General features: G+C 39.6%; 2 protein-coding genes. Both read left to right on the forward strand.

The window, feature by feature from the left end; all coding sequences use genetic code 11:
* A partial coding sequence (locus tag M3P09_RS17140) for a beta strand repeat-containing protein (RefSeq protein ID WP_430886770.1) occupies positions 1–2,560 on the forward strand: 2,560 nt, incomplete at its 5' end.
* A 69-nt stretch (positions 2,561–2,629) separates the two neighbouring features.
* A partial coding sequence (locus M3P09_RS17145) for a hypothetical protein (RefSeq protein ID WP_249974049.1) occupies positions 2,630–4,132 on the forward strand: 1,503 nt, incomplete at its 3' end.

The following is a 4,132-nucleotide window of genomic DNA, read 5'->3' on the forward strand; positions in this document are numbered from 1 at the left end:
TGGCGATGGTACCTTTACACACACCGCAGCCGACGGCACGATAGTGATTTTCGATGCTAATACAACTACCATGACTAACAACGGAGATGGTACTTATACGTTTACTAATGCAAATGGAGATACCATTACAGTAGATGTAATTGGAGACGTTGTGACCAACATTCAGAATCAAGGTGATATTTATAATGAGATTATCAACGTAATTAATGCCAATTCTGATGTATTACAAGACAATGGCGACGGTACTTTCACTCATACCGCAGCCGATGGCACGATAGTAACTTTTGATGCCAATACAACTACCATGACCAATAACGGAGATGGTACGTATACGTTTACCAATGCAAATGGAGATACTATTACAGTAGATGTAATTGGAAATGTAGTCACAAATATTCAGAATCAAGGTGATATTTATAATGAGATTATCAACGTAATAAATACCAATTCTGATGTATTACAAGATAACGGCGATGGCACTTTTACACACACCGCTGCCGATAATACAGTTATAAGCTTTGATATTACCCAAACAGGAACAGGAGATCCAAACGGAAACGGAACTACTGGAGCAGCTGGAAGTGTTTACATAGATGAATCTACAGGTGATGTTTGGACTTTTAATGGAACTCTGTGGATAAATCAAAACCCAATAACCAACGAGCCTTGGTTTGGTACAGACGATAATATGGGAGCTACAGATAATACGGAAGACATTTATTCTCTAGGGAATGTAGGTGTTGGTACAGCCTCACCAGGAAATGACTTGCATGTAGCTGGTGGACTAAGAATAACTTTGGCTAATAATATATTGCCTTCTAATACTTATGATATTACTACAACGACTTCAAAATTAAGATTTACATATCTCCCTAAAGGAACATTTATGGAGCTAGCTGGTATAGGTAATCAAACTCATATGGCTTTGAGAATAGCTGATGCTAATCAACAGAGAATCCCAAACTATTCTTTTTTAAATGATACAAATACTGGTATGTCAAATATTAATAATGCCCCAGATAACTTAAGGTTTGTAACGGATGGAAACGAGAGAATTAGGATTAATGAGCTTGGAAATGTAGGTATAGGTACAATGACTCCTAATGAAAGACTAGAAGTAAACGGTAAAGTACGTGTAAGTGACCTTACGGGAGTTGATTCAGACCCATTGGTTAATCCTGACTTTATAGTAACAGCAGACGATGTTACAGGTGAACTAAAAGCAGTTTCAGCTGCAAGTTTAGCTGCTGTAAACGAACCTTGGTTTGGTACAGATGATAATATGGGAGCTACAGAGAATACTGAAGATATTTACACTATGGGACATGTTGGTATTGGAATTAGTACTCCAACACCATTTTCATTGCATATTCAAGAGGGTGGTAATGCTAATATTGCTATTGACTCTGAAACTGGTTTTGAATCTCAAATTTTCTTTAGAGAGCAATCTGTGAGTAAAATGAAAATAGCATACACACCTTCGCGTGATGCTATAGGTATTGTAGATGTTAGTACAAATAATCTTATTATGACTGCTGAAGCATCTGGTAATGTAGGTATTGGAACTGATACTCCTAATGAAAAATTAGAGGTAAATGGTAAAGTACGTGTAAGTGACCTTATGGGTGCAGACCTTACTACAGACCTTATTGTAACAGCAGATGCCGCTACAGGAGAGTTAAAAAGTATTCCTCAATCGAATTTTGATGCCGATTTAAGAGTGGTTGGTAATCGTAATCATATTACAAGTGATGCAGGTGTAGGTGCTAATGGCACAAATGCAGGTACTGGATCTTTAAATATAGGTGTTGGTAATAATACTCTTTTAAATATTACATCAGGTAGTTCTAATGTAGCTATAGGTAGTACTGCCTTAAGACAGCTTACAAATTCAAGTAATAATACGTCTATTGGAGTTTTTTCTGGGAACAACTTTGTAGGTAATCATAATCTTTTCTTAGGGTATGTAGCTGGAAATGGTCTTCAAAATGGTAATAATAATATTGTTATAGGTAGTAGTACTAATACTGATGTTCCAGATCGATTTGGAAGTAACCAACTTAATATAGCTAATGTAATTTATGGTATAGATGTAAATACATTTCCAGCTTTAACTACAGCTAAAATTGGTATTGGTACAGCAACGCCTAATGAAAAACTAGAAGTTAATGGTAAAGTGCGCGTAAGTGATCTTACAGGAGCAGACCTTGCCACAGATCTTGTTGTAACAGCAGATGCTACTACAGGGGAACTTAAAAGTACAACAAGTAGCACAATAGCCACTACGGCAGCTATTCGTACAGAAACAGCTAATTACGCAGTAATTGCAGACGATGCTACTATTTTGATAGATGCTACAGCAGGAAGTGTTACGGTTACCTTACCAACACCAGTATTAGGTAAAAAATACGTGGTAAAAAAGATAGATGCTACGGTAAACAGTATGGTATTAAATGGTGCTGGAGCAACTATAGATGGTGCTGCAACACGAACTACAACTGTCCCTTACCAAACATTTGTGTTACAAAACGATGGCACAAACTGGTTCATCATTAACTAAAAAATTTTCGCGAAAGCGGAAATAAATATTCCGTTTTTATTTAGCTATAACTATTTAAAAAAACATACAATGAAAAGTTTTAAATTCAATATAAAAAGCATCTTGCTAAGCACCGCACTTTTTACAGTGGTGGCAGTTTCCAATGCGCAAGAATCTATTGGAACCAATAATCCAGACCCTTCCTCTGCATTAGATATTACAAGTACTGATAAAGGATTACTAGCTCCTAGAATGACTACAGCTCAGAGAGATGCTATCCAATCTCCAGCAGAAGGACTCATTATTTACAATTTAGACGTGCATTGTCTAGAATGGTACAATGGTACAAATTGGTTTAATAACTGTACTGTCCCTTCTGTATTAGTTGCAACACTAGACTGTGCAGCAGGAACTGCCTCACCAGCAACAGCTACAGAAAACACAGCATACACTGGAACAGCAACCATTCCTTATACAGGAGGTAACGGAGCAGCATACGGTGCAGGATCACCGATCAACTCAACAGGAGTATCCGGACTAACAGCAACCATCCAAGCAGGAACGCTTGCCAACGGAGCTGGGAACTTGAGCCTAGACATCACAGGAACGCCAACAACATCAGGAACAGCAAACTTTGCCATTAGCTTTGGAGGAGAAACATGTACCTTCTCACTTACAGTTGATGTATTGAGCGCTACCGTATTAAACTTAGACTGTGCGAGTGCACTTGCATCACCACCATTAGCCACAGAGAATATTGCTTATGCAGGATCGGCAAGTATACCTTACACAGGTGGTAACGGAAGTAGTTATGGAAATGGAACTCCTATTAGCTCTACTGGAGTAACAGGATTGACAGGTGTTATTGGTGCAGGAACGCTTGCAAATGGTAATGGATTTATTACGTTTTTCGTTGATGGAACTCCAACCTCAGCAGGAACAGCAAACTTCGCTATTAGTTTTGGTGGACAAACCTGTACCTACTCACTAACGGTTGATCCATTAACTCCAACAGTAGCAAACTTAGACTGTGCAGCAGGAACTGCCTCACCAGCAACAGCTACAGAAAATACAGCATACACTGGAACAGCAACCATTCCTTATACAGGAGGTAACGGAGCAGCATACGGTGCAGGATCACCGATCAACTCAACAGGGGTATCCGGACTAACAGCAACCATCCAAGCAGGAACACTTACTAACGGTGCTGGGAACTTGAGCCTAGACATCACAGGAACGCCAACAGCATCAGGAACAGCAAACTTTGCCATTAGTTTTGGAGGGCAGACCTGTACCTACTCACTTACTGTAGATGTATTAAATGCTACAGTAGCAAACTTAGACTGCGCAGCAGGTACAGCATCACCAGCTACAGCAACAGAAAATACAGCGTATACTGGAACAGCAACCATTCCTTATACAGGAGGTAACGGAGCAGCATACGGCTCAGGATCACCAACCGCTTCTACGGGAGTAACGGGACTAACAGCTACCATTCAAGCAGGAACGCTGGCTAACGGTGCTGGGAACTTGAGCCTAGACATCACTGGAACTCCAACCTCAGCAGGAACAGCAAACTTCGCTATTAGTTTT

It is taken from the genome of Jejuia spongiicola (assembly GCF_023502325.1).
Classification (GTDB): Bacteria; Bacteroidota; Bacteroidia; order Flavobacteriales; family Flavobacteriaceae; genus Wocania_A; species Wocania_A spongiicola.